Here is a 26,821-nt window from a genome sequence, read left to right as displayed (position 1 = left end):
TGCCGACGGGCCGCCATCCCCACGTAACCCCACGGAGGCATTAACCGGCCGTTAACCATATCCGCCGCATCGTTAACCATTCAATAACAGGGAACGAGTCGGCCGCTATGGAGGCTGCAGCAAAAGTCCAACGTCAGATGGTGCGCCTGCGCGGGCGCTCCTATGTGGCCTTCGTGTTCGTGCCGACGGTTCCGATCCAGGACTGGCTCCAGGAGATCGACGCCACCATCGCGCGGTCGCCGGGCTTCTTTGCCGGTCGGCCCGTGGTGATCGACCTGTCCTCGGTCGATCTCAGCCAGGCCGGCATCGGTCATCTGCTCACCAGCCTGCAGGATCGCAACATCCGCGTGCTCGGCATCGAGGGCGTGGACGAGGCACGGCTGACGCCGTCGATGCCGCCGCTGCTCTCGGGGGGGCGCAGCTGCGTGGTCGAGCCGACCGCGCCCAAGAAGCCCGAGGCGAAAGTCGAGCCCAAGCCGACCTCGCTGCTGCTCGAGACCCCCGTCCGCTCGGGCCAGACCGTGATCTTCCCCGAAGGCGACGTCACCATTTTGGGCTCGGTCGGTTCCGGCGCCGAGGTCGTCGCCGGCGGCTCCATCCACATCTACGGCGCGCTGCGCGGCCGCGCCATGGCGGGCGTGAACGGTCACACGAGCGCGCGCATCTATTGCCAGAAGATCGAGGCCGAACTGCTTGCAATTGATGGGTTTTACCAGACTGCGGACGACATCGACGCCGCCCTGCGCGGCAAGCCGGCGCAGGCCTGGCTGCAGGGGAATACCATGCGAATTACAGCACTGAACTGACCAGCAAAGGAGACATTTCAGATGAGTAAGGTACTGGTCGTGACATCAGGCAAGGGGGGCGTCGGCAAGACCACGACGACTGCCGCGCTGGGGGCTGCGCTGGCGCAACGCGGCGACAAGGTCGTCGTCGTCGATTTCGACGTCGGCTTGCGCAACCTCGACCTCGTGATGGGCGCCGAACGCCGCGTCGTGTTCGACCTCATCAACGTGGTGCAGGGCGTGGCAAAGCTGCCGCAGGCGCTGATCAAGGACAAGCGGCTGGAGAATCTCTGGCTGCTGCCGGCCTCGCAAACCCGCGACAAGGATGCGCTGACGGAAGAGGGCGTCGGCAAGGTCATCGCCGACCTGCGCAGCCGTTTCGACTGGGTGATCTGCGACAGCCCGGCTGGCATCGAGCGCGGCGCCTCCATGGCGATGCGCTTTGCGGATGAAGCCGTGATCGTCACCAATCCGGAAGTCTCCTCGGTGCGCGATTCCGACCGCATCATCGGCATGCTCGATTCCAAGACGGTACGGGCCGAGAAGGGTGAGCGGGTCGAGAAGCACATCCTCATCACCCGCTACGATCCCGCCCGCGCCGCGCGCGGCGAGATGCTGACCATCGACGACATCCTCGAGATCCTGGCGACGCCCTTGCTCGGAATCATCCCCGAGAGCCAGGACGTGTTGAAGGCCTCCAATGTCGGCACGCCGGTGACCCTGTCGAATGCGGATGGAGCGCCGGCGCGGGCCTATATGGACGCGGCCAAGCGCCTCTGCGGCGAGAACGTGACGATGCATGTTCCCGCCGAGCGCAGAGGTCTGATGGATCGTCTGCTGCGACGGAGGGCTGCATGAGCATGGGTCTGCTTCGACTTCTCCGCGGCAACAAGGCCTCGGCACCCGTCGCACGCGAACGGCTGCAGATCCTGCTTGCCCATGAACGCGGAATGCGCGGCCAGCCCGATCTGCTCGGTGTGCTGCGTGAGGAAATTCTCGCCGTCGTGTCCAAGCATGTGACGCTGGACCCGACCAAGGTCATCGTCCGGCTCGAGCGCGGCGACGAGGTCTCGACCCTCGAGGTCGATATCGAGGTGCCCAACGACTTCGAGCGCAAGAAAGCGGCGGTCGCGTAGGGGACGCGGCCGACGACCCGCAGTTTTGGGGTGGGTGAGAAGGCGGTCCGCCGGGCATGGCGGGCCGCCTTTGTCATGTGTGATGATCTGGGCGGAACGGGGTCTGGGACTCGGTCGTTCTAGGACATGCGCGGGGGCGATCAGAGCGAACCCCGTGGTTTCGTCAAACGGGAGAGCGCCCCATGATGTCCGAGGTCCAGGTCCATACCGTTGCACGGCAGATGCTCGAACAGCACGGTTTTGCTGCGATTGCGAAGGCCGCGGAGCAGGCCCAGGCCTGCGAGGGTCGTGGCGAGGCCGAAGAGGCCAAGGAATGGCGCCACATCGCCGACGCCATGAAGATCATGCGGGGTCCGCACCAGAGCTGACCGCGGGAACCTGAGCGCTCAGCGTTCCCAGCGATCCGTTCCCTGTGCAGGGGCGCGGTGCTGCGTCTGCGGCTGCCCGCGTTCGCCGGTTTCCTTGCAGGGAAGCTGCTCCCACGTTCCGTCCGGCGCCTGCTGATAGGCGCTGCAGGACGATGACGAGGTCGATTTCTCCTCGCCTTTCTGAGCGTCGGTGTTTCTTGCGAGGGCCGGGGCGGCCATCACGGTGCTCGCCGCCAGTGCAGCGGCAAAGACGAAATGAGCAATCCGCATGGGGGTCTCCTGTTCGAAGAGGCCCGCATGCTGGCGAGGAATGTGACGATTGTTGGCCACGGCGGCAGTTCCGCCGTGGCGTGCTTAACGCCGGGAAAAACCCGCCGAAGTCTGTTTCCGCTAAGCGGTGTCCACTTCGCGCGAAACGCCTTTAGCCGCCCTTGGCGCGGATCAGGCCGGCGAGGTTGGTCTTCTGCGCCTCGCACCAGCCGGGCATGCCGAGGCGGCGCTGGTCCATATCGGTGGCCTGCGTCGCGACCGCGACCTCGGCCATCAGATCGTCGTCCTGCTTCTCGCCCATCTTGCCGCCGGTATGCATCCAGGCGATCGCCTTGCGCACCTTCTCAGTGGTCCCATCGGGCAGCTGCATCTGCTGCGCCTTCTGCACGAGGTCCTGATAGACGAGATCGGTGCCCGGACATTCGACCTTGGCGGCGAAGGCCTGCAAGACCATCGTCACATAGGTCGCCCGCGGCGGCGCGTCGCCCGCCTGTGCCGGCGCGGCGAGCAGCAACAGGCCCGTCATCAGAAAACCATAGCGCATCCTTGGTACCTCCTCGATTTTTTGGGGAGGCTAGCGTCCGGCGCGCCGCTCCGCAATGGTGCCGGAACGCAATTGTCGCGCCTCGTTGCGGCGCGCTAGATTGGCGGCAGAGGACCCCGGAGAGCGACATGAGCCTGTTCAGCGCGCCGTTCGATCCCGCAACCGATACGGCGCTCGTTACCGGCGCGGGCAACGGCATCGGCCGCGCGATCGCGCAGGCTCTGGTCGGCGAGGGCGTCCGAACCGTGTTTGCCGATATCAGCGCGGAACGGGTGAGCGCCGCGATCAGCGCGAGCGAGAGGCCTGAACACGCGGTGCCCTGGGTCGGCGATCTCGCAGGGCTCGACGCCTGCGACGCGCTGCTGGCCGCCTCTCATGCTGCGCTGGGGGAGGTGACGCATTTCGTGCACAGCGCCTCGCCGCCGCGGCGCGAGGCCGATCACGCGCTCGCGGTCGATCGCAGGACCTGGCAGGAGATGCACGCCGTCAATCTCGATGCCGGCTTTCATCTGGCGCGCGGACTCGCAAAGCGGCTGATCGCAGCGAAGCGGCCCGGCTCATTCCTGTTCCTCACTTCGCTGCATGCGGGCACGCCGCGCAACCTGCCGCATTACTCGACGGCGAAGGCGGGGATGGCGATGCTGGTGAAGGAGCTCGCGAAGACCTTCGGGCGGCACAACATCCGCGTCAACGCGCTGGTGCCGGGTGCAATCGCAGCGGGCGGGTTCGTTGCAGACGCGTCCCTGGCGAGACACATTCCGCTCGGGCGTCTCGGCGAGGCCAAGGACCTTGCGCCGATGGCGCTTACGGTGTTGTCGAACAAGCTCTCAGGTTACGCCACCGGCGCGGCCTTCGTCGTCGACGGCGGGCTGTCGCTGACGAACTGGTTCGAAGCGCCAGTGCTTGAAGAGTAAAGCCCCGTTCCGATGAATCGGAACGGCGCTTTTGATTCTTGGTTTGACGCGTTTTCTTTACGCGAACCGGCGTCCACTTCGCTCGAAAACGCTATGCTTAGCGCTGCCAGGCCGGCACGGGATCGAGCGGCGTGCGATAGACCTCGTTGTGATCGCGATCGGTGACGCGCACCGCGCAACCCTTCTGCTGCAGCTCCGGCTTCACCTGCGACAGCTCGCATGCGAGCTGATCGGCGCGATCGGAGGCAACCTCGATGTCCTCGAGGATGATTCCGCCCTGGTTCTTGAACTCTTCACCAACCACAAGATCGAAGGAGTAGTACGGCATCCGAAGTCCCCCGGTGTGACGACCAAGTCTCAGTTGCAAGTCTTGAAAACAAGTCTTCAACGGAAGTCCCGACACATCGCGGATGGTACCACTGAGTCGATCTTTATCGAATGAACAAGCCGCACAATCTCTGTGCCTATGGCGCAGAAATGATGTGCAGCACGCGAGCTCGTTAAGGTTTTATTAAATATGTCAGCGTGATCATGAAGCATGGAATTGCAACAGAACCGGGCTCCGGGAACCGGGAGTTGCAAGAGAAGGCCGGCGGCATAAATCCCGACGGCCTTTTCTCATGATGGACAACGATGAAGAATCGCTTCCCGTAGTAACCCGGACTCAACGCATCTCATCGACTCGGACAGCGTTCGCGACGTTGCTCTTAGCGCAGGGGCATCGGCGGACGCACGACGGGTCCATCGTCATCGGCAACCGCTTGCGTCGTCGTGACCGGTGCAGGCGGCGGCGCTGCAGCAGCCTGTGAAGGCGGCGGAGGTGCGATCGGCGCAGGCGCATAAGCCGGCATATAGGTCTGCGTCACCGCTGGCTTCGGCTTGCGAACCGGCGCCGGCGTTGGCACCGGTGCGCGCGGCGGCAGCGCGGACACGCGTGCGCGCGGATCAACGGGCGGCTTCGCTTCGACGACCGGCTTCGGTGCAGGCGGCTTCGCCATCTCGCGGGCCATCTGCTCCTGGCCGGCCTTCAGCTCGGCGATGTTGGCCTTGAGTGTTTCGATCTGCTGCGCCATCGCCGCGAGATCGCGCGTCATCGATTGTACCGACTGGGTTGCCTCGGTCTGTGTTGCCGCGGGCGCGGCCGCTGCAACCTGAGCCGCAGGCGGACTCGCAGGTTGGTCGGCCACAGCTTGTGCCGCAGGTTGATCGATCGGTTGATCCGCTGTGGCTTGCGCCGCGGGCGGGACCGGCTGCGCGGCGGCGACCGGTGCCGTCTGCGACGTCGAGGGCAGCAGCGAGGTCAGGACCGGTGTCCACTCGGCGAGCATGTGCCTGGCGGTATCGCCGTGCTTCTCCCAGGCAACCGTGGCAGCCGCGCTGCCGCCGGCAAACAGGAACGTGACGAAGGCGCCGCGCAGCCACTTGCCGGCAGCGGAACGCCTGCGCCGGCTGGGACCATCGCCGGCTGCGACGCGCACGGCGGTATCGACCGAGGGCACTGCCGTGGGTGGCTCCGAGACAGGACTGAACCTCGGCTCAGGACTGAACTTCGGCTCGGAATTGACTTTGGGCTCCGGCGCGAATTTCGGCTCCGGGCGGGGCGTGATGTCGGGGGCCAGTGCCGGCGCCACGCTGATGGGGCGGGAGGCCATGACGATCTCGGGCGAGATCTGAATCGCGTCGTGCGGATCGTTGTCCTTGACCGTGTCCTTCACGATCTCATCGACGATTTGCTTGCTGTTCAGCGTTGCGAGCATCGCAGCTCCTTTGAAGCCCAGGTGTTTTGAAGCCTTCGTCGTTTCGCATTGGCGCGAGCCGATCAGTTAAGGTGAGCCCCATCGCGGGCAGATGACGCACGAGTCCAGCCGGGTTTGACCAAAGCAAGGCGAGGGGATGGAGATGATGCGACGCTCTTCCGCCGTTTGTGGTGATGGAACCCGGCTGATCGAACACGCGCAATTGTTCCGGTCTGCCTTGTTTTCAGCACGATTTGGGCAGCATCTGGAGCTGCTGGGGGTGCTGCTATCCGCTATCGGGGGGCCGGTGGTGCCAAGATCTGTTCTCGCTTTCTTCGTCGTTGCCATGTTGCCGCTGGGCGGTTGCATGCAGACAACGCTTTCGCCGTCGACCGACGCGAGCATGACGCCGCGCGACCGGCAGTTGCTCGCGCACACGCCTTACGCCCAGGCGAGCGTGCCCGAGCAATATCTGCGTCACATCGTCGATTATCCGCGCAAGGAGATGCCGGGCACGATCCTGGTCGATACCGACGCGCGCTACCTCTATTTCGTGCTGCCCGATGGCAAGGCGATCCGCTACGGCGTCGCGGTCGGTGAGGAGGCGATGGCCTTCTCCGGCGTTGCGCGCGTCGGCCGTCTGGCCGAATGGCCCGACTGGGTGCCGACGGCGGACATCCAGGCGCGGCTTGGACCCTATCCGGCGCGCGTGCCCGGTGGTCCCGCCAATCCGCTGGGCGCGCGCGGCATCTATCTCTATGTCGGCAACAAGGACACGCTCTACCGCATCCACGGCACCAACCAGCCCGAATATATCGGGCAGGCGATCTCGTCGGGCTGCATCCGGATGCGCAACGAGGACGTGATCGATCTCTACGACCGGGTGAAGCTCAATTCGACCGTCGTGGTGCTGCCGCCCGGGCAGAATGCGCAGGCCGGACCAGGCGCGCGCTGGCGCGGATAGGGCGTTCGGGCGAGGAGCGCCGGCGCGCTGGTGCCGACAACGATCACATCGTTTTGAAGTGATGAGGGGTGAACGGCTTCACAGCCGATCGGCCCCGGTCACGCTATGCCTTGATGGCTCGCTGCCATTGGAGGCATCATGCAAGAATTCTTTGATCCATTGAATGAGAACGACCGCCGCATTGTGCGGAAATGGCGCCTGGCCGCGCTCGGTTTTTATGGCTCCATCCTGGCCGGAATGGTCCTGTACGTCGCGCTGCACTGGAATCCGGAGGTCAATTATGCCTCGGCCGATTCCGCAGCACACGCGAAGCTCATGGGCAGGCCCGACGGACTCGCTCCGTTCTCGCCCTAGTTTTCGGGCCGCGCGATGTGCCACTGCAGGGTCGTGGCCGTGCCGTTGGCGTCGCCCGGCGCCTTGTCGGCGGGAGATGTGTAGAGCGGGCGGTAGCGGTACGCCCACATCTTGCTGCCGTCGTTGCGGTTGATCACGGTGAAGTCGCCGACAGCCCTGGCGTCGGAGGTAGCGGCCAGCGGCACCCAGCTCTCCGTGCACTTGCCGTTGCAGTTCGATGACTTGCCGGTCGTGTCGCGCTCGTAAGTGTAGAGCGTCATGCCCTTGAGATCGACCAGCTTCGGGCCCTGCTTGGTCAGGACCACCTTGGCCGGCGCAGTCGTCGCCTCGGGCTTGGGCGGAGGAGGCGCATCGCCGCCGCCATGGCCGTTCGCGAGCACAGGGACGGTCGAGAGCGTGATGGCCGCGGCTGCAATGAGGAACCTGAACATCCTGATCTCCAGAACGGCAAAGTTAATCGCGCGTTAAGCGCCGAATGGGGCCGACCGTAGCAGCCGAAGGTTAGTTCCAGGTTTCGCCGCACTGCGACGATTACGTACAAAATAGGCTTATTCGCGCAGCGGGGCGCGGCTGAGCTCGTTGCCGGCGGCGATCGCCTTGCGCAGGAGCCGCATCAGCTCCTCGCCTTCCTTCGCGCTGAGGCCGCGCAGCATGATGCGCTGTGCGGACTCGACCGCCGGCGTGATCTTGCGCAGCGCGCGCCGGCCCTCGTCGGTGATCTCGAGCTCGCGGGCGCGGCGGTCGCGGGAACTGGCACGGCGCTCGATAAGACCCTTCTGCACCAGGCGGTCGATCACGCCGGTGATGGTGGTACGGTCGTAGGCGATCAGACCTGCGAGCGTCACCTGGTCGAGTCCCGGATTGGCCTTGATGGTCGCGAGTGCGGCGTACTGCACCGGCGTCAGATCGAAGCCGGCTTCTCCGACCTCGGCCAGGAACACCGCGACCGCAATCTGCTGGAACCGGCGCGCCAGATGCCCGGGCATGTCGTTGTTGTCTTTCACCGAATTCTCCTTTGGGGGCGGCAACGGTGCGGATCATTGACAAGTATACTGATAGTCAGCATACTGAGCAATATCGAAGAAGACGTTGACGGGAGAGGTGCTCATGCAATTCCATCTGAATGGATTTCAGCCGGGCGACCCCGAGATCGCCGACCCCGCCGAGCGGGTTCAGCCTCCCGGCGCGTCGGGCGCGGTGCCTGACGAGGTCGATGTCCTCATCGTCGGCTGCGGGCCCGCCGGCCTCACGCTCGCGGCGCAGCTTGCGCAATTCCCCGATATCAAGACCTGCATCGTCGAGCAGAAGCCGGGCCGCCTGCTGGTCGGGCAGGCCGACGGCATCGCCTGCCGCACCATGGAGATGTTCCATGCCTACGGCTTCAGCGAGCGCGTGCTGAAGGAGGCCTATTGGGTCAATGAGACGACGTTCTGGAAGCCGGACGAGCGCATGCCGGAGACAATTGTCCGCAGCGGAAGGGTGCAGGACGTCGAGGACGGGCTATCTGAATTCCCGCATGTCATCCTCAACCAGGCGCGCATCCATGACGGCTTTCTCGAGATCATGCGCAAGGCGCCCGCCAAGCTCGACCCCTATTACAGCCGCCGTCTGATCGACCTCGAGGTCGATCCGGCCGCAGGTCCCGCCGACCATGCCGTGACCGTGCGGCTCGAGCGCGTCGATGCCGGAAGCGAAGGCAAGGTCGAGACGATCAGGGCGCGCTATGTCGTCGGCTGCGACGGCGCGCGCAGCACGGTGCGCAAATCGATCGGCCGCGAGCTGCACGGCGATTCCGCCAACCATGCCTGGGGCGTGATGGACGTGCTGGCGGTGACCGATTTTCCCGACATCCGCTTCAAGTCCCTGATCCAGTCGGCGAAGGACGGCAGCCTGCTGATCATTCCGCGCGAAGGCGGCTACATGGTTCGCATCTATGTCGAGCTTGCCAAGCTCGATGTCGGCGAGCGCGTTGCCAATCGCAACATCACCGCCGACGACGTGATCGCGAAAGCGCAACGCATCCTGAAGCCGCATGCGCTTGAGGTGAAGGAGATCGCCTGGTGGTCGGTCTACGAGATCGGCCAGCGCCTGACCGACAAGTTCGACGACGTGCCCGAGGCGGAGATCGCCTCGCGCCTGCCGCGTATCTTCATCGCCGGCGATGCCTGCCATACCCACAGCCCGAAGGCCGGGCAGGGCATGAACGTCTCGATGCAGGACGCCTTCAATCTCGGCTGGAAGCTCGCCGCCGTTCTCCGCAAGCAATGTGCGCCGAGCCTGCTGCATTCCTATTCGGCTGAGCGGCAGGCGGTTGCGAAGGAGCTGATCGATTTCGATCGCGAATGGGCCGGTATTCTCGCTTCGGCCGCCAAGGCCGGCGGCGCGGATGCGGCGAAGACGCAGGACTATTTCGTCCGGCACGGCCGCTACACGGCGGGCACGGCGACGCATTACAGGCCCTCGGTTCTCACCGGCGCAGCGTCGCATCAGCATCTCGCGCAGGGGCTCGTGATCGGCAAGCGCTTCCATTCCGCACCGGTGATCCGCCTTGCGGATGCGAAGCCAGTGCATCTCGGCCACGCTGCGCAGGCCGACGGCCGCTTCCGCATCTACGCGTTCTCGCCTGCGGAAAACCCGGCTGCGGCCGGCTCCGCCATTCGCGCGCTGTGCAATTTTCTCGCCGAGGCGAGGCAGTCGCCGGTCCGGCGATACACGCCTGTCGGCGCCGACATCGATAGCGTGATCGATCTGCGCGCGGTGTTTCAGCAGGAGCATCGCGAACTCGCCGTCGAGGCGATGCCGTCGCTGCTGCTCCCGCGCAAGGGGCGCTACGGTCTGATCGACTATGAAAAGATGTTCTGTTCGGATCTCAAGAGCGGCCACGACGTTTATGCAATGCGCGGGATCGATCGGGCGGCGGGCTGCATGGTCGTGGTGCGGCCCGACCAGTATGTCGCGACCGTGCTGCCGATCGACGATTTTGCCGGGCTCGCCTCGTTCTTCGACGCCTTCATGCTGCCGGTGAACTGACGCTGGAAGCGCTACGCGCGCCGTGCCGATGAACGGCGGATGAATATTGAACTCCGCGCGTGGCGCGCTCTCAATCTTTCGGCTGCTGCGGCGATCTCGGGCGGAACGCTCGTTCCGCCTGCGCGTTCCGTCTCGCAGAGGAGGAACACGCCATGAGACTCAGAAGCATTTTGGTTGCAGCATTGCTGCTTGCCCCGACGGCCGCGCTGGCCGCGCCGGGTATCGTCACCGTCTCGACCGGCATGCGCGCCGGTCCAGGCTCCGGCTTTCCGCTGGTCGATCGCATCCCCGGGGGCGCCCGCGTCAACATCCATGGCTGCCTGCGCGGCAATGCCTGGTGCGACGTGAGCTTCTCCGACGACCGCGGCTGGGTGTCGTCGCAATACCTCGAGTATCTCTACCGCAATCACTACGTCTATCTCCCCGACTATGTCGACGTGATCGACGTGCCTGTCGTCCCGTTCGTGCTGACCTCGTACTGGTCGAGCTACTATGAGGGGCGGCCTTGGTATCGCCGCCACGCCTACTGGAATAACTACTGGACCTCGCATCAGAGCTTGGCGACGCGGATGACGATCGACCCGGGCGCAGCCCGTATCGGTCGTGCGGCGACGCGTGACGCGGCCATCGCACTGGAACGCCAAGGCGTGCGTGGCAAGGGTGCTGCCGCGATCTCGGGACGTGACGCCACGACCTCGCGGCGTGATGCCGCGATTGCGACGCGCGACGCTGCGGTCGCAAAGCGCGACGCAGCGACCGCAAAACGTGACGCAGCGATCTCGACAAAGCGTGACGCGGCGATCGCGAAGCGCGACGCGGCGATCACGACAAAGCGTGACGCAGCGATCACGAAGCGTGACTCGGCGATCGCAAAGCGCGACGCGGCGATCTCGAAACGTGACGCTGCGGTTGCCGCCGACCGGACGCGTGCCGGACGGAGCGAGCGCATCGCGCATGAGCGGACCAATGTGCAGACTCGTAATCCGCGCGATGCTCAGGCACGCATGACGCACGAACAGGCGGCGAGCCGCGCCGCGGTGCGTGCCCAGCCGACGCCACGTGCGCATGAAGCACCGCGTGTGTCGGCTGCACCTGCCGCGCGACCCGCGACGCCGCATGTCGCCCAGCCGAATGTGAGCCATGGTGCGCCGATGAATGCCCGCGCGCAGATGCCGGCGCCGCGTGCCGCTGCGCCTGCGACGCCGCACGGCGGTGGCGGCTCTCAGCACATCAATGCCGCGCCGCGTGGCGGCGGTGGTCAGGCCGGCGGCCCCGGCGGCGGCCACGAGAAGCGCTAGCATTGCCTCAAGGAAAGCCCGGCCCTCGCGCCGGGCTTTCCGCTGATTTGATCCGGGTTCCCTGCGCGTACAATTTAAGAAAGTTCTTCGCGGGCAGATTTCATCGATCGTAAGATGTGTACCCAAAGATGCAATCATCCACTCGGGGCAGCGGGGCACGGGAGGATGACGATGAGACAGAGCCAGGCGGACACGCGCCGCCAAAATGTCGCGAAGCGTTCGATGACCAAAGAGGCCAAGCAGCTGGCCGGCCTGATCGCCGGACTGCGCAAATCCCTCGATGGGATTCACAAGGAACGGATGAGCAAGAAGCTGACCGGTGCCGAGATGGGAATGCTCGACGAGCGCCGTAACAATTTGCTGCTCACCATCGCAGCCCTCGACGACCGCCTCTCGGCGGTGCAGGGGCTGATCGATCTTGGCCGTCCCCACATCATCCGCGTCCACTGATCGTGGCGTGGACTTAAGGCTATCGGTTTCGTCGCGGCGGCGACGAGGCCAGGCCTTGCTGCCTGCTCTGGGTGGTATAGGGATTGGCATAGCACTGCGCGGACTGCCCGGAGGCCGCCGCGGCGCACTGCGCGATCGTCATAAAACTGCATTCGATGTTGCTGCTGTCGATGGTGTAGACCTCGATGCAGACGGGATAGCGCGGATCGTAGGTCTGCGCCGCAGCCGGCGCGCCGGCCGAGGCGATGCCGAGCAAGCCCGCGACAAGCGGAATCGCATTCCTGATAGGGCGCATGATCAACCTCCGTCGACCCGCCGGAGCCAAGCACAATGCTGCCTGCGGATGGCACCAAATTGCCACGCTCCCGGCGAATTGCCGCCAAAGCCCGCTGCCACGAGGGGGCAGGTGCAGGGCAACGCAAGGGGATGCGCATTGGCCTATAAAATGGTCGCAGAACGCGACAATGAGAAGTACAGTTTCGCGCGCGAGAGCCGGCTGCTCATCGTGGCGAAGGCAAAGGTGTGGGCGAGCGAGGGATGGCGGGTCGTCATCACCGACCAGGACGGCAAGGCCTACGCGCCGCCCGAATTCGATCAATTGCTGGCGGCGTGACCGCAGGACGGGAACTCTAGATTTTTGACGCGTTTTCTTGACGCGGACCGGTCATCCGCTTCGCTTGAAAACGCTCTGGGGGACGACATTGATATCGCTATTCCGACCGGGGCGCGGCCTGATCGCGCCCCTGATGATTCCTGCCGCGGCCGCCGCACTGACGGCGACGATTGCCTCTGCGCAAAATCTCGATGCCGGCAAGTCGCCCGAAAGGCTGTTTGCCGATGGCTGCGCGACCTGCCACCGCAGCCCGCGCGGCCTTGCCAAGGGGCGCTTCAGCCTGACGTTGTCCTGGTTCCTGAAGGATCATTACGCAACCAGTTCCGACTCCGCCAAGGCACTCGCCGCGTATCTGGAGTCGGTCGACGGGCCGCCGCCCGCCGCGGCCAAGCCCGGCGCAAAGCCGTCGAAGTCCGCGCCGCGTCCGCCCAAGCCGGTGCAGTAGCCAGTAGCCACGGCCAGAGACGATCCCGCGCGATTGCATTCTCAATCAAAAATAGAATGAGATTGTCGGCATTGCCGAGAGGTGGTATTAAACTTTAAGTAGTTTTAGAATGGAAAGCAACCTGGATGTCCGTCGGACAGATCTCGGGATCTGGTCGCACATCACATTTTGAGCTCGGGCGAGGGCGGCGCGGTTGAGCTCGTATCCGTGAGGACCACCGATGAAGCATTGGCAGTCTTTCACCCTGATGCCGCTCGCGTTTGCCACGGCGATGCTGGTGGCACCGCTGCGGCCGGCCGCGCAGGCGCAGCAAGCCGCACCGCCCTATATTCCGCAGGCCAGGTTCTGCGCCAATGGCGGCAATGGGCTGTGCTCCATCGTGCCGGCCTATATCGGCCCCGATCCGGGCCTCGCGGAAACACAGGGCTATAACGGCCTCTACGGTCAGCCGCCGCAGAGCGAGAAGGCGGACGTGCAGTCGCCCTTCGACAACATGGCCTGGCAGATGTTCGTCGCGCTCAACTGGGTGGCAAGCGGCGTCAAGGAGCCGGCGGCGCAGGGATTGACGCAGCCGGGCCGGCGGGTCTGGCAGGCCTATCCGACAGTCTCCTCGCTGTTCGGCAACGCGCCTGTCATCGCCGGCTGCCCGCAGGCGCTGGCGCTTCCGATCTTCCATATCGGCTCGAACGGCAAAGGCCAGCCGATGCCGAATAACGAGGAATATCTGCAGGCCGCAACCAACAAGCCGCTGATCGACGTCAACGGCAACTGGACGCTGTTCGAGCGGCGCGTCAACGAGATCGAGGCGCAATATCTGCGCGCGCCCGGCGGACAGAAGTCGCAGACGCTGACGACCACGGCGGGCCAGGACGAGTTCATCAAGAAAAATCCTGGTGGCGCCGATTTCACGTCGTCGGCGACGGTGCCCGACGGCACCAACGGTTCAATCGAGATCAAGGCGTCCTGGCGCATCCTCGATCCGAAGGACGATCCGTCGAAATTCTTCACGCAGAACATCCTGCTGGCGGTCTCAGGCGATCTCGTGCGCGACGGCCGTCCGTTCTGCCGCAGCGAGCGGGTGGGGCTCGTCGGCATGCACATCCTCCAGCGCAATCCGCTGGACAAGACCAATCCGGCGCTGCGGCCGCAATGGATCTGGGCGACGTTCGAGCATGTCGACAACGCGCCGCTCGCAAACGCGCCCTGCAACGTTGCGGATGGCTGCGGCACCGACAAGGCCACGAACTGGATCAACCAGCCGAGCTGTGGGCCGGCCAGTCCCGCCCCGGGCGCGCATTTCTCGTTCTTCAACACCGGCGCGCCGTCGAGTCTCGGAACCAATATCTCTCCGCAATCGCCCGGCGTCAGCAAGACGGCATTCCCCTGGAATCCGCGCAAGCCTTATGCGCAAGGCGGTACCACCAGCGCAACGGCGCAGCCGCAGGCGGTGCGCTGCTGGCGGATTTATCCGACAACGTCCACGCTGAACGAGCAGTGGCGGATGGCGCTCGGCTCGCTCAAGAGCGTGTTCTGGAATTACATGCTGGTCGGCACGCAATGGGGCGGCAATGTCGAACCGCCGACCCCGCCAAATCCGATTCCATCCAATGCCGTGCCGGGCATGCTGTCCAACATGACACTGGAGACCTACATCCAGAATTATCTGAGCAACGGTCCCGCAGGTCCGGGCTCCTGCGTCAGTTGCCACAACTTCGCGACGCTGGTCGATGGAAAGACCTCGGCGAATTTCAGCTTCTTGCCGGGTATCGTGGAGCCGACATCGCTGCGCGCGAAGATCAAGACGGCGCCGTGAGATGACCTGTAGCCCGGATGGAGCGTAGCGCAATCCGGGGCGGTGCGCCGGCGGCGACAAGATTCCCGGATTACGCTGCGCTCCATCCGGGCTACGGAGTGTCGAACATAGCCGTTATCCGCGCCGATGGGTCTGCGCGATCAGCCGGTCGTGCACAGCGCGGAGCTCGGCACTCATGCGTGTCTGCCCGGTCGTGACGAAGGTCAGCCAGGCGCCGTCGGCGGCGAGGCGCACGATGTGCAGCTCGGGCGTGCCGTCGGTCGCGCGATGGCGCTTCAGCCGCGCCTTCATCCAATCGTTCCAGAGCCGGCGCAATGACGGATCGGTCACGACGACCATGCTCAGCGCTGCCCATGGCGTGGTGAAGCCGAAGGCCTTGCCGGTGAACACCGCATTGACATAGGCGCGCGTAAAACTGCCGCGCGGCCTGGGGTCGGCTTCGATGGCGGCGTCGATCTCGGCGTCGACGCGGCCGAGCAGATCGGCGAACAGGCCCTCGATCAACGCCTGCTTGCTGCCGAAGTGATGAAACAGCCCGCCCTTGGTGACGCCGGCCGCCGCCGCCACCGCCTGCACCGTGACGCCGGCGACGCCATGGTCCATGGCAATGGAAGCGGCGTGATCGAGCAGGGCGCGCCGAACCTGTTCGGGCTGCTTGGCGCGGGTATAGGCGCTTCCCGGCATCAATGCACCGTCGTCTCCGAGAACAGGTTGATGATCACGACCCCTGATACGATCAATCCGATGCCGACGAAGGCCGCGGCGTCCAGCATCTGGCGGAACAGCACGAAGGAGACGGTCGCGGTCAGGATGATGCCGACGCCGCCCCAGATCGCATAGGCGATGCTCAGGGGGATCACCCGGATCGCGACCGACAGCGCGTAGAACGAGGCGACATAGAACAGCACCATGGCGAGCGTCGGCCACGGCCGCGTGAATTGCGCGGACTGCTGCAGGAAGGCGGACGCGGTGACCTCGAAGACGATGGCGAGGGCAAGCGCTGCGTAGGCGTTGAAGGCGGAGGTCATATCTGGCTCGGGCATGGCGGCAAGAAAGATACCGCACGGTAGGTATGTTTAGCATACGCAGCGCGGCTTTGCCGGCAGCCATTATCACGTGTCGGTGACGAGCCTGCGACACGTCGGGAACGCCGGCTGAAGCCGCCGCGCGGGTGAATCGTGCGGCGGCCTCACGCTCTTGTGGTGGTTCGGGGCGGCGCTAGTTGATCCTGACGGAGAGTTCGACGTCTTCGGCAAAGGGCGTGGACATGTAGCCGCTTCCGGGCGCACGCACCCGCGCCAGATAGTCGGGGCTGTCGTCGGCGTTATCGGCGAGAATGATCGCACCCGGCCTGAGATGGTCTTCGATCAGATCCAGGATCTCGGGGTAGAGCGCCTTGGCGCCGTCGAGCAGCACGAGATCGATCGTATCAGGCAGATCGGCACTGAGCGTTTGCAGCGCATCGCCCTCGCGGATTTCGACGAGGTCGATCAAGCCGCCGGCCGACAGGTTTTCCCGCGCCCGCGCTGCCTTCGACGGCTCGAACTCACTGGTGATGAGGCGGCCGCCGCCATTGTCGCGCAAGCCTGCGGCAAGGTGCAGGGTCGAGATGCCGAATGAGGTGCCGAACTCGACGATCGCTTTGGCGCGGGAGCTGCGCGCCAGCATGTAGAGCAGCACACCGGTCTCGCGCGAGACCGCGAGCGGCGCGTCCTTCAGGCGACCATAGAGATCGCGGTAGTCGGTCTTGCTCCGCAGCATCCGCACCTGGTCGGCATCGGACAGATCCGCGACGGCTGCGCGCGTTGCGCCGCTTGCTGCTTCGGCCTCAAGGAAGAGGCGATCCAGCAGCGGCGCAAGCGATGTGATGGTCGGGGTGGTCATTCGAGGTCTCCAGGGTTGGCGGCGAAGCGTGTACTTGCGTGGAAGCTGAAATACGACTAATTCGTCGCATTCGCTATTCGCATTGCCCGAGGGCGCCGTGGCCGATCGCCGAAGCCGTTCAGTTTCCTCACGAAAACAGCCGCAACAGGCCCGCTCCACGGAGCTTGTGGCGGCCATTCTGGATGCAGCTGTTCAGGTCCTGGCGAAGGAGGGCGCGCAGCGTTTCACCACGGCGCGGGTGGCGGAGCGGGCCGGGGTGAGCGTCGGGTCGCTCTATCAATACTTTCCGAACAAGGCGGCGATCCTGTTCCGCCTCCAGAGCGATGAATGGCGGCGCACGAGCGACATGCTGCGCGGCATCCTCGCGGACGGCGCAAAGGCGCCACCGGCGCGGCTGCGCGCGCTGGTCCGTGCCTTCATCCGCTCCGAGTGCGAGGAGGCCGCGATCCGCACCGCCCTCAGCGACGCCGCACCGCTCTATCGCGATGCGCCCGAAGCGCAGGACGCGCGGGCTGCCGGCAAGGGCATCGTCGCGGCGTTCATGCGGGAGGCGCTGCCCAGGGCAACGGACGCGACGCGCGCTCTCGCCGGCGAATTGATCACGACGACGCTGAGCGAGGTCGGCAAGCGGTTCTCGGAGGCGCCACGCAGCGAAACGGAGATCGCGCGTTATGCCGACGGACTGGCCGACATGTTCTGCGCCTATCTCGGCGAGCTTGCGCGGCGCCGGAAACATTCCTGACATCTGCGTTTTGCAGGCCGATATCGTTTCGGCCTGGGCCGGATGATGGGGTAGCATCGTCCTTCGTCGAGCAGATCGAGCGCCTCGCCATGCATGTTCTCCGTCCCCAATTCCACATCGAGGAGCAGGCCGCGCTGGAATTCGCCGGGCAACGCGGCTTCGGCGTGGTCGTAGCAGTGGATGAGCGCGGGCCGCGCGCCTCGCACGTGCCGTTCGTGCTGGAGCAGCGCGACGGGCAGGTGATCGTGCAGGTCCATCTCACCGCCAGGAATCCACTCGTTCCGCTGGCAGATGGCGCGAGGCGATTCCTGCTGATCGTCGCCGGCGACGATGCCTACATCTCCAACGACTGGTATGCCTCGCCGGACAACGTCTCGACCTGGCTCTACGAGGCCGTGCACCTGTCGGGCGTGGCGCATCTGCGTGGGCCGGGCGAGAACCGCGGGCACGGCGATGCGCTGCTCGCGGTCGCCGAGGCGCGCTTGCCGAAGCCGCCCTGGGACCTCGCACGGATGGAGCCGGGCAAGCGCGAGAGCATGTTGGCTGCGATCCGCGTCATCGATCTCGTGGTCGATACCGTCGAAGGACAGGCAAAGCTCAACCAGCACAAGAGCGATGCGGATCATGTCGCGGTCGCGGGCCGGCTGGCGCGGTCGGAGGAGACGGGGCATCGCCGGCTGGCGCGGAAGATGCAGGCGCTGCGTCCGGGGCTTGGGTACGATTTTTCGTGATCCGGGCTGCGCTTGCCTTGCACCGCGATTGACCTTACGGACCTCCACATGCTCGTCATCTCCATTCAAAGCCAGGTGGTCCACGGCCATGTCGGCAACAGCGCGGCCGCCTACGCCATGCAGGCCGAAGGCGTGAATGTCGCGGCGGTGCCGACCACGCTGCTGTCGAACCACCCACGCTATCCGACCCTCCGCGGCCGTGTGCTGGAGACCGAACTCGTCGCCGACCTCCTCAAAGGCGTCGAGGAGCGCGATCTCGTCGACGAGGCCGCGGTGCTGGTCACCGGCTATCTCGGCTCGCCCGCCAATGCGGCTGTCGTCGCCGATTTCGTCGAGCGCGCCCTGATCCGCAATTCCAAGCTCGTCTATCTCTGCGATCCCGTGATCGGGGACGATGGCCGCGTCTATGTCGCCGATGGCATCCTGGATGTGGTGCGGCACCGGCTGCTGCCGGCCGCGAACCTGACGACGCCGAACCAGTTCGAGCTCGAGCTGCTGTCCGGAATCACGATCGCGGATACGCAGGGCCTGCGCGCGGCGTGCGCCGCGCTCGCAGGGACGGGCCGCATCGACGTCGTTGCGACCGGCTGCACGCTCACTGACACGCCCCAGGGGCAGGTGGAGACGATCCTTTGCGCGGACGGCCAGCTGTCGCGCTTTGCGACGCCGCGGCTGCCGATCCGCCCCTATGGCACCGGCGATCTGCTCGCCGGCCTGATCGCGGCGCATCTGGCCAAGGGCAAGGCGATGGAGGCTGCGGTGCGGCTCGCGGTCGAGACCATCTTTGCCGTGCTGGTGCGCACGCAAGAGGCCGGCACGGCCGAGATGCGGCTCGTGCCGCTGCCCTCAGTGGGACGCAAGCCGTAACGGCTCAGGTCGCGCGCTTGCCGGCCGATTGTGCGGACTTTTGCGGCTTGGCCGGGCCTTTCTGCTCGCGCGCAGCTTGCGCCTTTGGCAGCTTTGCATGCGCCACGGCCCGCGCCTTCTTCGGCTTGGCGCTGGCGACGTCCTTGCGGTCCGCCGTGCCACGCTTCGAGATATATTCGGCGCCGTCGATCGGGCCGACATGCGGCGGATCGCGGCCGAGATAGGGCCGGCCGATGCCGAACGCCTTGCCGTTGGCGTCGACCCATTTCCACAGCACTTCTGTCGAGACCCAGCGCTGCGCGCGGTTATTGCCCTGGGTGCTGACGATGTCGGCCGCCATGCCGTGGCCATAGCCGCCGCGCGTGCTGCCGCCGTGATAGGAGCGATCGGACGCGGCCTTCAGGCCGCTCGCGATCGACTGGCGGTAGTCGTCACGGAACGCACTGGTGATGCCCGGCGACAGGCCGGCGGCTTCGGCGGCGAGCAGCGTACGAAACAGTTTTCGCTTAAAACTCTTGTCCATCCCGCCGATCACGTAGTCCATCATCGACATTTTCGCGTGCTCGGCCGCCTTCGGATCCTTCCAGCCGAAATCCTCATCGACCAGCTTGGTGAAGCTGCGCATCACCGTGACCATCTTGCCCCTGCGCTTGACGGTGACGGCGCGGCGTTCCTGCACCTTGATCGAGTCCTCCTTGGGTGTGCGCTGGTAGAGCGCCCAGAGATAGCGGTCGATGCAGGCGTCGATGACGAAGCATTCGTCGAGCACGGCGATTGTGTCGGCAGATGGTGATGCCTTGCTCTCGGTCGTGGCTGTCGGCCCGGTCGCGAGGGCTGCGGGCGACAGCGCGTCGGTAGCCACGATCTCGGCGGGATCGGCGGATGCAAGCTTGACCGGCTCCTGAGCCGGCGCGGCCTCGCTGGCGGCGGGCGCCGGCTCGGGCAGAATTTGCGGCGCGGGCGGCTCGCTCGGCAGGATCAGCGCCGGATCGGCGGAGGCGAGCTTGACGGCGGGAGCGGGCACTTCGGGCGCCGCTGCCTCGGTGACCGTCGGAACCGGTGTCGCGGCGACAGCGGCGGCGATGTCGGCAGTCAGCGCAATGCCATCCTCGATCGTCGCAGCGCGCGGAACGTCGGCGAGATCGAGACGGCCGAGATCTTTCGCACGCGAGATTGCGGCCGCATTGGCGCCGCTGTTCTCGATCAGGGCAGGGGCATAAGCGGACAGAGAGAGCGCCAGCCAGCCGGCCATGACGGCCGAGGGGCACGCGACCGCCACCAGAAGAGACCGCCGATCGTTCATGATCCCTGCCTCCAAACGGTTCTGCCCGAACCAGTCTCGTCGGACAGTCTTGCACAGAAAGGCACGCAGCACGTTGATTGTTCGGGGGACCGTGTGGCGGCGCAATGGCGCAAATCGGCGAAAATGGGCTTTTTGGAGGAAGTGTGGCCTGGGAGACACGCGCGGGTTCCAGGCTCCGCGGACGCATGACTTCGATAAATACGAATCTGACGCCTCGCCGCAACTTTCGCAAAGTGGTGCGCGTTGGTCGGCCATGACGCATTCCTCGCTTCGTCCCATGGACGCCTTCGATCCCACTGAGCCCGCCATCCTGCACGATCGTGTCTCCGGCAGAATCATCACCTGGACCGCTGATCAGGCCGACGATTATCGGCGGGCCAGCCGCCTCCGCGGCGATGGGACCGTGGCCTGGAAGGCGTACGTCTTCGATGGCTGGGGCGACGTCCTCGGCGGCTGAACCCGCCGAATCAGGAGATCCGTCCAAGGCGTTGGGCGCGTTAGACATATTGCCATGCATGGGACGCGATGTTGCGTTGCAACAACGCATGTCGCAATGCAGCAAATCAGGCTTAGATGTGCTCCGAAACTTCCTTCTGGAGCATCACCAATGAACAAGAAGACTTTGTCGATCGCAGCCGCCGTCCTCGCCATCGCGGGCTCGACTGCCACCTTCGCCGCCGAGCTGCCGGCCTATGAGGCCAATGGCATTCCGGCTTCCCCCCTGCAGGTTCGCGTGCTCGGCGCCGCCAAGGTCGAGCAGCAGGTGTCGGCGCCCGCCACCAGCGTGACGGCGCTGCAGGCCAGCGTCCTGGCACCGCGCAAGGTGAAGACCGCGACGGTGGGCTCGGCCCGCTAAGCTTCCGCGATCAGCATCGGCGCCCGCATCGTATCTATCGCAAGATTCGGGTTTTAAGAAGGCCGCGCATCACGTTCGAACCGCGTTCCCGTTGGGAGCGCGGTTTTTCTTTGCCGCGCTTTTTCAAAGTGCGTGCGCGGATCGAGAATCCGCAATTGAAAAAGAATCGTGCGAGCCGAGCGTTGTGTACGGCCGTTCAAGAGGAGTGTGATCTCCTTAATAGTTGTTTCGGAGATCGCGGCGCCTGATGCACGCGCCGCATATTGAGAGGCCAATTTCTCGAATCATACTGGAGGTCGTTCATGCCCGTTGCGCAAAAAGCCGTTGTTGCCACGACGTCGACGCGTGAATTCATTCTCAGGCAGCTTGCGCTGTTCGCGGCCGCCGCGCTGTTCGTGTTCGTGCTGAGCCTGACCTACGGCCTCGATCTCAGCCCCGGGTTGTTCTGATGGGCGCAGTTTGAGCGTCGCACAATTCGGGCGACGCACCTGCGTCACGACGCTGCGTGACAGCCCTGCGCCCATGTGGGTTGAGCCACGGCCGCTGCCGACATATCGCTTCATCCATGGATCAGCGGACGAGCGGCGCTGACGCTCTCACTCAGAAGAACGATGCGGCGCCGGCGCTTCTCGGCGTGGTCTGCGGCCTGTCGGCTGCGCTGTTCTGGGCGCTGGGCTTTGCCGGCACGCGGCACGGACTCAAGGTCGGCTTCACGCCGGTCGATCTGCTGGTGCATCGCTATGTCTGGTCGGGCATTGCGTTCCTGCCGCTGGTAGCACGCGCCGGCATCTCCGATCTCTGCGGCATCGGTTGGGGCAGGGGCCTTGCGCTGATGGTGCTCGGCGGCCCCGTGATGTCGCTGATCTCCTACACCGGCTTCCTGTTCGTGCCGCTCGGCCATGGCAGCGTGATCCAGCCCTCCTGTGCCACGCTCGGCGGCCTGCTTCTCGCAGCCTTGCTCCTGAAAGAGCGGATATCCGCCTCGCGGCTCGCCGGCGCCATCATCATCGTCGCCGGGCTCGGCGTCATCGGCGCGGAATCGATCGGCCATATCGGCACCGAGGGCGTGCAGGGCGATCTGATCTTCGTGCTGACCGGATTGATGTTCGCCGGCTTCGGCGCAGCGCTGCGGCACTGGCGCGTCTCCGCCGTGTCGGCCGCGCTCGTCATCAACGTGCTGTCACTGCTGCTGCTGCCGCTCTACATCGCCATCGTTGGCCTCGCTCACGTCGCGGCGATCGGCGTGTGGGAGAACGCGATCCAGGCGCTGGCGCAGGGCGTGCTCGCAGGGCCTGCTGCGCTGTATCTGTTCGCGGTCTCGGTGCAGCGCCTCGGCGTCGCTCGCGCCGCGGTGTTCCCGGCCTGCGTGCCGGCGCTGACGCTGCTGACCGGCTGGCTCCTGCTCGGCGAGCCGCCGACGCTGTTGCAGACGGCAGGCCTGGTGACGGTGCTGTGCGGGTTCTATCTGGCGCAGAGGCAGCGCTAGGGCCGCGCCCCCGAAAACGGGAAGGCCGCCCCAAGGGGCGGCCATTCAAGTCTCAAAGCTGTGATGCAATCAAACGCGTCGTCGAAATGCCAGCCCCGGGTTGAAAAAATACCTACGCGCTACAAAGGCCTGCCCGGCAGGAGGCAGATTACACATTTTTCCCGATTGGATAAGAGGAATCGTGTGTTCCAGGAAAGGAACTGGCGTTAGCGTTACCGCGCGGGCCCGCTGGCCCCTTGTCAGGCCTTCCTCACGAACTCCGACTTCAGGTTCATCGCGCCGATGCCGTCAATCTTGCAGGCGATGTTGTGGCCGTCGCTGGCGTCCTGGAGGCGGATGTTGCGAACCTTGGTGCCGCCCTTCACGACCGAGGACGAGCCCTTGATCTTGAGATCCTTGATCACGATGACACTGTCGCCGTCGGCGAGCACATTGCCGTTGGCATCGCGCACACTTGCATCCGGCGCCGTGTCCGCAGCCGCATCCGCCGCACCGCTCCACTCGTGGCCGCATTCCGGGCAGACCCAGAGGTCGCGGTCCTGATAGGCGTGCTCGGAGCTGCACGCGGGGCATTTCATCGTGTCGGTCATATCTGTCTCGTTCAAGGCTTCGTTCGCGGCGCGACCGTAGGGGCGGGAACCGGAAAAGCAAGGGAAAGCTAGGGATGGCCCGGGCCGGTCACCGCCTGCCGGTGCGATATCACCGGAACAGCGCCACGAAGATCACGTAGAGCCAGCCCAGGATGCCGTGGATGATCGCCCACAGGATCGAATGGTTGTTGGTGTAGGAGATCGCGATGGCGAGCGCCGAGCCGAAGCCCACGCCGTATTTCGCGCCCTCGACGCGGACGCCGTAATAGCGATTGCCGTTCATGGTGATCCTTCCCGCGGATTGCGTTGCCGATGCCGTGATTCGCCGCGCGGCAGCGGACACGTCGCTTCTTCTTGTCCGATGCGTCTGATGCCGCTCGCTTGAGACAAATCAATTTCGCCTGCGCGCGCCGACCTACGCTTGATCCATCGACGAAGCAAGGGCGAGGGAATGGCCATGTCGCACACCGTTCGAATCTCCATCGGCGTCGTCATCCTGATCGCGTTGTCGATGCTGTTTCTCTTCGGCGTCGTCCACACCGCCGCGGGAGCTCCGAGGTCCGGTCCGCGCGCGGTCTCCGAAGGCCATCGTCTGGCGCAGGCCTGGTGCCAGCCCTGCCACGCCGTCGAGCCGCACGGGGCCGGATTCTTCGACAACGCGCCGAGCTTCCAGGCGATCGCCGACCGCCACGGCACCACGGTGTTGTCCCTCAAGGTGTTCTGGCGGACCAGCCACCAGAACATGCCGAACCTGGTGATCTCGCCGGAGCAGGCCGACGCGCTGGCAGCCTACATTCTGAGCCTGAGAGGCGATTGAGAGCGCAGAGCAGGCGCAGCCCAGAGCCGGCGCAAGCGAAATCCGGGACCTTTGTTGGCGAGACATTCCCCGGATGTCGCTTCGCTCATCCGGGCTACCAACAAAACGTCGAAAACAACCCCATGCACAGTAGAAAACATCAGGGATTTCAGAGTTCTGCGATACCGAAAATCTTGTGACCCGTCGGGCAAAGCCGTCCCATGGGAGGAAGGGCGAAGGACGAGACGTTTCGAGCCTGCCCTTGTCCGACTTCGGCGATACCGAAAGGCATTTGACCCGTCGGGCAAAACAGGGGCATGATGGCATTGTGGCACTGGCGCGACGGCCGGGAGCTGATGCGTCGCGGGGCGACATGCCAAAACAGCTCAAGAGAAAACTGAAGACCTATCAGACCTCGCTCGGCTTCTACGACCAGGCCGTCGCGGCCCCCTCGATGAAGGCGGCGCTCGAGGCCTGGGGTGCCAGCTCCAATCTGTTCCACCAGGGCGTTGCGAGACAGACCGACGATCCCGACATCGTCGCCGCGACCATGGCCAAGCCAGGCGTCGTGCTCAGGCGTCCGGTCGGATCGGACGGTCCGTTCACCGAGAGCGCCGAGCTGCCAACCGATCTCGCCGACGCCGAGAACAAGCCCAAACGCAAGCCGAAGCCGAGCAAGCGTGCCGCCAACACGGCGCACAATCCGTCCCGAAAGATCAGGGATCAACACGCCCGCAAGGCCGCCGCGGCATTCGAGAAGGAGGAGCGGCGGCGCGAGGCCGAGCGCCGCAAGGAGGAGGCCGCCCGCGCCAAGGCGCGCGTTAAGGAGCGCGCGCGCCGGGAGAAGGCGGTCGCCGCGGCCGAGGCGGCGCTGGACAAGGCGAGGCGGGAGCACCAGGCGAGGGCAGCGGAGATCGAGGCGGAGCGGGCTGTGCTCGACGAGCGGGCCGAGGCCGAAGAGACCCGCTGGGACAAGCAGCGCAAGAAGCTGGAGCAGGCTCTGCGCCGGGCGCGGGACTAGGGCGCGCGGCTCGACTGTCGTGAGGAGTGGCAGGACGGGACAAGCCTCGCATAAGCGGGCATTGCGATAGTGGCCTCCACTCCGAGCGCAGGGAGATTCTGCAATGCCGATCGCGGGGCAAAAGCTGGCCTTTGTCTTGGCCGCGTCCAACCACGGGACGATGATCGTCAATCGTTTCGACTATCGCATGACCGCTCCCGACCGGGGCTACGGCGTGGGGTTTCAGATCCTCGAAACGGCCGCTTTCGATCCAAACGAGGTCAAGATCGCGCTCGAACTGCTGGCATTGCGACGGCGGCACCACGGTGACGGCGTGATCGCCATCGACTGCGGTGCGAATATCGGCGTGCACACGATCGAATGGGCCTCGGCGATGACAGGCTGGGGATCAGTGATCGCGGTCGAAGCCCAGGAACGGATCTACTATGCGCTGGCGGGCAACATCGCCATCAACAACTGCTTCAACGCGTTCGCGGTGCATGCTGCCGTGTCGTGCGAATCCGGCACGATGCAAATTCCGACTCCGAACTATTTCACGCCGTCCAGCTTCGGTAGCCTGGAACTGCGGCCGCGCCCAAGCAACGAATTCATCGGTCAACCGATCGACTATGCACAGAACACCGTCGTTATCCGGAAGATGATGCTGGACGAGCTCAATCTGCCGCGGGTCGATTTCATCAAGATCGATATCGAAGGCATGGAGATGGAGGCCCTCGCGGGCGCCCAGGAGACGATCAGGACCTATCGCCCGATCCTGCTGATCGAGGCGATCAAGACGGACAAGCTCCAGCTCGCGCAGTGGTTGTCGGACAACGGCTATCAGTTGATGCCGCTCGGCATCAACATTCTCGCCATCCATCAAAGCGATGCGAGCTTGAAGGACATCAACCCGCCGCAAGGCGCCGGCCAGAGTCCCGAAAAGCGCCTCGCGACGGCGAGTGCCTAGGCCGGCAAGGCGGACAGGCCACCCTGGTGGGCTACTTCTGATGCGGCATGCAAATTCCAGCGGCGAATAGGAACAATTCGTAGCCCGGATGAGCGAAGCGATATCCGGGACGGTGCGCCGAAGCATTCCCCGGATGTCGCTGCGCTCATCCGGGCTACGCTCCTGACCGGATGTCGCCGGCCGCTGCGAGGGGGAAGGGCGATCGCAGATGGCTTCTTGGTGACGGCCAGAGCAAGCGCCTCGTCCTTCGAGACGACCGCTTCCAGCGGTCTCCTCAGGATGAGGCTAAGCGGCATTGGTCCGTTGAAATTGCTGCCGCGCACTCCGCCCTCATCCTGAGGGCCCGCCATCGGCGGGCGTCTCGAAGGATGCGCTGTGGGCGAGCTATCTGCCACTCTTCTTCATATGCGATAGCCCTCCTGCGAGGGGGAGCGAATTCGCTTGCCTTGCTTTGAGTCCTTTTGCACTCTGGTGGCAAGGAGACCAACGCATGACAAAAATGACGCTCGCCTGTGCGCTCGGAACGGCCCTGGTGCTGTGCAGCCTCGGGACATCAGCTGAAGCCCGGACGCGGAAAGCCGTCGTCGTTCGTGCACCGCAGGAGAGGCTCGTCGTCACGGCGCCCGTGCTGAGACCGACGCCGTGGGATTACAATGTCGTTCCCCGCTATCGCTATCGCCCGGAAGACGACCGCGTCGATCCCTACGGCCCGCCGCTGGTGCCGTCATATGTTCGCTATGAGGCGTGGCGCTGGCCGTACTGGTGGTGAAGGCCGGACGCGCGCATTGATGGAGGCTTGTAGCCCGGATGAGCGAAGCGATATCCGGGACGGTGTGCCGAAGCATTCCCCGGATGTCGCTTCGCTCATCCGGGCTACGC

The 26,821-nt window shown here is 65.0% G+C and carries 37 protein-coding genes; 24 read left to right on the top strand and 13 right to left on the bottom strand.

What is annotated here, in order from left to right:
- Positions 1-107: 107 nt before the first annotated feature.
- The 4 genes from minC (at position 108) to JQ592_RS32125 (ending at position 2,289) form a co-directional block, all read left to right on the top strand.
- A complete protein-coding gene (minC, locus tag JQ592_RS32140) occupies positions 108-806 on the top strand; it encodes a septum site-determining protein MinC (protein ID WP_211406734.1) in 699 nt (232 codons plus the stop codon).
- 21 nt (positions 807-827) lie between these two features.
- Positions 828-1,643, top strand: a complete 816-nt coding sequence (gene minD / locus JQ592_RS32135; protein ID WP_211406733.1) for a septum site-determining protein MinD — start codon at positions 828-830, stop codon at positions 1,641-1,643.
- Positions 1,640-1,921, top strand: a complete 282-nt coding sequence (minE, locus tag JQ592_RS32130; protein WP_028136732.1) for a cell division topological specificity factor MinE — start codon at positions 1,640-1,642, stop codon at positions 1,919-1,921. The genes minD and minE overlap by 4 nt, the downstream gene beginning before the upstream one ends.
- Before the next feature lie 182 nt (positions 1,922-2,103).
- Complete coding sequence (locus JQ592_RS32125) at positions 2,104-2,289, top strand: hypothetical protein (protein WP_145631561.1); 186 nt, start codon at positions 2,104-2,106, stop codon at positions 2,287-2,289.
- A gap of 18 nt (positions 2,290-2,307) precedes the next feature.
- Here JQ592_RS32125 and JQ592_RS32120 read toward each other — a convergent pair whose 3' ends face one another.
- On the bottom strand, positions 2,308-2,559 hold the full coding sequence (locus JQ592_RS32120) for a hypothetical protein (protein WP_211406767.1): 252 nt from the start codon (positions 2,557-2,559) through the stop codon (positions 2,308-2,310).
- 151 nt (positions 2,560-2,710) lie between these two features.
- Positions 2,711-3,103, bottom strand: coding sequence for a hypothetical protein (locus JQ592_RS32115; protein WP_211406732.1), 393 nt, complete (start codon positions 3,101-3,103; stop codon positions 2,711-2,713).
- A 128-nt stretch (positions 3,104-3,231) separates the two neighbouring features.
- On the opposite strand from JQ592_RS32115, the gene JQ592_RS32110 reads away from it, so the two are divergent.
- On the top strand, positions 3,232-4,017 hold the full coding sequence (locus JQ592_RS32110; RefSeq protein WP_211406731.1) for an SDR family NAD(P)-dependent oxidoreductase: 786 nt from the start codon (positions 3,232-3,234) through the stop codon (positions 4,015-4,017).
- 97 nt (positions 4,018-4,114) lie between these two features.
- On the opposite strand, the gene JQ592_RS32105 is transcribed toward JQ592_RS32110, so the two are convergent.
- Both JQ592_RS32105 and JQ592_RS32100 read right to left on the bottom strand, forming a co-directional pair.
- On the bottom strand, positions 4,115-4,345 hold the full coding sequence (locus JQ592_RS32105) for a DUF6894 family protein (protein WP_200494243.1): 231 nt from the start codon (positions 4,343-4,345) through the stop codon (positions 4,115-4,117).
- A gap of 379 nt (positions 4,346-4,724) precedes the next feature.
- The gene (locus tag JQ592_RS32100; RefSeq protein WP_211406730.1) at positions 4,725-5,774 is read right to left on the bottom strand and encodes a hypothetical protein; all 1,050 of its coding nucleotides are present in this window, start codon (positions 5,772-5,774) and stop codon (positions 4,725-4,727) included.
- A gap of 325 nt (positions 5,775-6,099) precedes the next feature.
- On the opposite strand from JQ592_RS32100, the gene JQ592_RS32095 reads away from it, so the two are divergent.
- Both JQ592_RS32095 and JQ592_RS32090 read left to right on the top strand, forming a co-directional pair.
- Positions 6,100-6,717 (top strand): L,D-transpeptidase, encoded by a 618-nt coding sequence (locus JQ592_RS32095; protein WP_211406766.1) that lies wholly within the window; start codon positions 6,100-6,102, stop codon positions 6,715-6,717.
- A gap of 138 nt (positions 6,718-6,855) precedes the next feature.
- Entirely contained in the window at positions 6,856-7,071 is a 216-nt protein-coding gene (locus tag JQ592_RS32090; protein ID WP_211406729.1) for a hypothetical protein, read from the top strand.
- Here the strand turns inward: JQ592_RS32090 and JQ592_RS32085 are convergent.
- Together JQ592_RS32085 and JQ592_RS32080 are read right to left on the bottom strand one after the other, a co-directional pair.
- Positions 7,068-7,502, bottom strand: a complete 435-nt coding sequence (locus JQ592_RS32085; RefSeq protein WP_211406728.1) for a COG4315 family predicted lipoprotein — start codon at positions 7,500-7,502, stop codon at positions 7,068-7,070. The genes JQ592_RS32090 and JQ592_RS32085 overlap by 4 nt on opposite strands.
- 117 nt (positions 7,503-7,619) lie before the next feature.
- Positions 7,620-8,075, bottom strand: coding sequence for a MarR family winged helix-turn-helix transcriptional regulator (locus JQ592_RS32080; protein ID WP_211406727.1), 456 nt, complete (start codon positions 8,073-8,075; stop codon positions 7,620-7,622).
- 103 nt (positions 8,076-8,178) lie between these two features.
- Between JQ592_RS32080 and JQ592_RS32075 the strand changes: the two genes are divergently transcribed.
- The 3 genes from JQ592_RS32075 to JQ592_RS32065 all read left to right on the top strand — a co-directional run bounded on the left by JQ592_RS32075 (position 8,179) and on the right by JQ592_RS32065 (position 11,849).
- Entirely contained in the window at positions 8,179-10,101 is a 1,923-nt protein-coding gene (locus tag JQ592_RS32075) for an FAD-binding monooxygenase (RefSeq protein WP_211406726.1), read from the top strand.
- Positions 10,102-10,253: 152 nt separating this feature from the next.
- A complete protein-coding gene (locus JQ592_RS32070; protein ID WP_211406725.1) occupies positions 10,254-11,399 on the top strand; it encodes an SH3 domain-containing protein in 1,146 nt (381 codons plus the stop codon).
- A 171-nt stretch (positions 11,400-11,570) separates the two neighbouring features.
- Positions 11,571-11,849: a hypothetical protein gene (locus JQ592_RS32065; RefSeq protein ID WP_211406724.1), complete on the top strand. Its 279-nt coding sequence runs from the start codon at positions 11,571-11,573 to the stop codon at positions 11,847-11,849.
- A gap of 19 nt (positions 11,850-11,868) precedes the next feature.
- Here JQ592_RS32065 and JQ592_RS32060 read toward each other — a convergent pair whose 3' ends face one another.
- A complete protein-coding gene (locus JQ592_RS32060; protein WP_211406723.1) occupies positions 11,869-12,144 on the bottom strand; it encodes a DUF3551 domain-containing protein in 276 nt (91 codons plus the stop codon).
- Between the two features lie 111 nt (positions 12,145-12,255).
- Here JQ592_RS32060 and JQ592_RS32055 point away from each other — a divergent pair, with 111 nt between their 5' ends.
- From JQ592_RS32055 to JQ592_RS32045, 3 genes are all read left to right on the top strand, one after another.
- Positions 12,256-12,462: a hypothetical protein gene (locus JQ592_RS32055; protein WP_080137812.1), complete on the top strand. Its 207-nt coding sequence runs from the start codon at positions 12,256-12,258 to the stop codon at positions 12,460-12,462.
- A 133-nt stretch (positions 12,463-12,595) separates the two neighbouring features.
- Positions 12,596-12,907 carry a hypothetical protein gene (locus JQ592_RS32050; protein ID WP_211406722.1) on the top strand — a complete coding sequence of 104 codons (312 nt, stop codon included), beginning with the start codon at positions 12,596-12,598 and terminating at the stop codon, positions 12,905-12,907.
- Between the two features lie 220 nt (positions 12,908-13,127).
- A complete protein-coding gene (locus JQ592_RS32045) occupies positions 13,128-14,720 on the top strand; it encodes a hypothetical protein (protein ID WP_211406721.1) in 1,593 nt (530 codons plus the stop codon).
- A 114-nt stretch (positions 14,721-14,834) separates the two neighbouring features.
- Here JQ592_RS32045 and JQ592_RS32040 read toward each other — a convergent pair whose 3' ends face one another.
- From JQ592_RS32040 to JQ592_RS32030, 3 genes are all read right to left on the bottom strand, one after another.
- Positions 14,835-15,404, bottom strand: coding sequence for a TetR family transcriptional regulator (locus JQ592_RS32040; RefSeq protein ID WP_211406720.1), 570 nt, complete (start codon positions 15,402-15,404; stop codon positions 14,835-14,837).
- Positions 15,404-15,748 (bottom strand): DMT family transporter, encoded by a 345-nt coding sequence (locus JQ592_RS32035; protein WP_018644652.1) that lies wholly within the window; start codon positions 15,746-15,748, stop codon positions 15,404-15,406. The genes JQ592_RS32040 and JQ592_RS32035 overlap by 1 nt, the downstream gene beginning before the upstream one ends.
- A gap of 190 nt (positions 15,749-15,938) precedes the next feature.
- Entirely contained in the window at positions 15,939-16,604 is a 666-nt protein-coding gene (locus JQ592_RS32030) for an O-methyltransferase (RefSeq protein WP_211406719.1), read from the bottom strand.
- Between the two features lie 97 nt (positions 16,605-16,701).
- Here JQ592_RS32030 and JQ592_RS32025 point away from each other — a divergent pair, with 97 nt between their 5' ends.
- From JQ592_RS32025 to pdxY, 3 genes are all read left to right on the top strand, one after another.
- Positions 16,702-17,346 carry a TetR family transcriptional regulator gene (locus JQ592_RS32025; RefSeq protein ID WP_211406718.1) on the top strand — a complete coding sequence of 215 codons (645 nt, stop codon included), beginning with the start codon at positions 16,702-16,704 and terminating at the stop codon, positions 17,344-17,346.
- Between the two features lie 89 nt (positions 17,347-17,435).
- Positions 17,436-18,077, top strand: coding sequence for an FMN-binding negative transcriptional regulator (locus JQ592_RS32020; protein ID WP_211406717.1), 642 nt, complete (start codon positions 17,436-17,438; stop codon positions 18,075-18,077).
- Positions 18,078-18,125: 48 nt separating this feature from the next.
- Positions 18,126-18,944 carry a pyridoxal kinase gene (gene pdxY / locus JQ592_RS32015; RefSeq protein ID WP_211406716.1) on the top strand — a complete coding sequence of 273 codons (819 nt, stop codon included), beginning with the start codon at positions 18,126-18,128 and terminating at the stop codon, positions 18,942-18,944.
- Positions 18,945-18,948: 4 nt separating this feature from the next.
- On the opposite strand, the gene JQ592_RS32010 is transcribed toward pdxY, so the two are convergent.
- Positions 18,949-20,247, bottom strand: a complete 1,299-nt coding sequence (locus JQ592_RS32010) for a hypothetical protein (protein ID WP_211406715.1) — start codon at positions 20,245-20,247, stop codon at positions 18,949-18,951.
- A 277-nt stretch (positions 20,248-20,524) separates the two neighbouring features.
- On the opposite strand from JQ592_RS32010, the gene JQ592_RS32005 reads away from it, so the two are divergent.
- The 4 genes from JQ592_RS32005 to JQ592_RS31990 all read left to right on the top strand — a co-directional run bounded on the left by JQ592_RS32005 (position 20,525) and on the right by JQ592_RS31990 (position 22,589).
- Positions 20,525-20,704, top strand: a complete 180-nt coding sequence (locus tag JQ592_RS32005) for a hypothetical protein (RefSeq protein ID WP_246820807.1) — start codon at positions 20,525-20,527, stop codon at positions 20,702-20,704.
- Between the two features lie 150 nt (positions 20,705-20,854).
- Positions 20,855-21,103: a hypothetical protein gene (locus JQ592_RS32000; RefSeq protein WP_211406714.1), complete on the top strand. Its 249-nt coding sequence runs from the start codon at positions 20,855-20,857 to the stop codon at positions 21,101-21,103.
- 302 nt (positions 21,104-21,405) lie between these two features.
- Positions 21,406-21,552, top strand: coding sequence for a hypothetical protein (locus JQ592_RS31995; protein WP_211406713.1), 147 nt, complete (start codon positions 21,406-21,408; stop codon positions 21,550-21,552).
- A gap of 116 nt (positions 21,553-21,668) precedes the next feature.
- Complete coding sequence (locus tag JQ592_RS31990; protein WP_211406712.1) at positions 21,669-22,589, top strand: DMT family transporter; 921 nt, start codon at positions 21,669-21,671, stop codon at positions 22,587-22,589.
- A gap of 239 nt (positions 22,590-22,828) precedes the next feature.
- Here the strand turns inward: JQ592_RS31990 and JQ592_RS31985 are convergent, their stop codons facing one another.
- Both JQ592_RS31985 and JQ592_RS31980 read right to left on the bottom strand, forming a co-directional pair.
- Positions 22,829-23,179, bottom strand: coding sequence for a zinc ribbon domain-containing protein YjdM (locus JQ592_RS31985; RefSeq protein WP_211406711.1), 351 nt, complete (start codon positions 23,177-23,179; stop codon positions 22,829-22,831).
- Positions 23,180-23,288: 109 nt separating this feature from the next.
- On the bottom strand, positions 23,289-23,462 hold the full coding sequence (locus JQ592_RS31980; RefSeq protein ID WP_018644642.1) for a hypothetical protein: 174 nt from the start codon (positions 23,460-23,462) through the stop codon (positions 23,289-23,291).
- Between the two features lie 174 nt (positions 23,463-23,636).
- Here JQ592_RS31980 and JQ592_RS31975 point away from each other — a divergent pair, with 174 nt between their 5' ends.
- The 4 genes from JQ592_RS31975 to JQ592_RS31960 all read left to right on the top strand — a co-directional run bounded on the left by JQ592_RS31975 (position 23,637) and on the right by JQ592_RS31960 (position 26,711).
- A complete protein-coding gene (locus JQ592_RS31975) occupies positions 23,637-23,996 on the top strand; it encodes a c-type cytochrome (RefSeq protein ID WP_211406710.1) in 360 nt (119 codons plus the stop codon).
- 352 nt (positions 23,997-24,348) lie between these two features.
- Complete coding sequence (locus tag JQ592_RS31970; protein WP_211406709.1) at positions 24,349-24,996, top strand: cell envelope biogenesis protein TolA; 648 nt, start codon at positions 24,349-24,351, stop codon at positions 24,994-24,996.
- A 103-nt stretch (positions 24,997-25,099) separates the two neighbouring features.
- Positions 25,100-25,942, top strand: a complete 843-nt coding sequence (locus tag JQ592_RS31965; RefSeq protein WP_211406708.1) for an FkbM family methyltransferase — start codon at positions 25,100-25,102, stop codon at positions 25,940-25,942.
- Positions 25,943-26,432: 490 nt separating this feature from the next.
- A complete protein-coding gene (locus JQ592_RS31960; RefSeq protein ID WP_211406707.1) occupies positions 26,433-26,711 on the top strand; it encodes a hypothetical protein in 279 nt (92 codons plus the stop codon).
- Positions 26,712-26,821: the final 110 nt, after the last annotated feature.

It is taken from the genome of Bradyrhizobium iriomotense (genome assembly GCF_018129405.1).
GTDB lineage: Bacteria > Pseudomonadota > Alphaproteobacteria > Rhizobiales > Xanthobacteraceae > Bradyrhizobium > Bradyrhizobium iriomotense_B.
This window is presented reverse-complemented; position numbering and strand designations above follow the sequence as displayed.